This window comes from Roseovarius halophilus (ex Wu et al. 2025) (genome assembly GCF_047086965.1).
The window spans coordinates 1-215 of the sequence record NZ_JBKOTX010000692.1; the positions used below are offsets into that span (position 1 = coordinate 1).

Genomic DNA, 215 nt, shown 5'->3' on the forward strand with positions numbered 1-215 from the left:
CAGGAAGTGGAGGATGAGTTCCATGCAGAGATGAATGCTCTTGAAAACGCCGCGTAGGTTTTGAACAGAAAAGCCTCTCGGAAACCCGGGACGGTTCAGTTTCGTTGAGGAGTTCATCGCGCATGCGCCCGTTGAAGCTTTCCACGAAGCCGTTCTGCATGGGCTTGCCCGGCGCGATGTAATGCCATTCGATCTTGCGCTCCGTGGCAAAGGTT

1 protein-coding gene is annotated in these 215 nt (G+C 54.4%); it reads right to left on the minus strand.

All coding sequences use genetic code 11. The features are described 5' to 3' along the window. The coding region (locus tag ACH107_RS34050) for an integrase core domain-containing protein (RefSeq protein WP_412509953.1) at positions 1–215 on the minus strand (215 nt) is incomplete at both ends.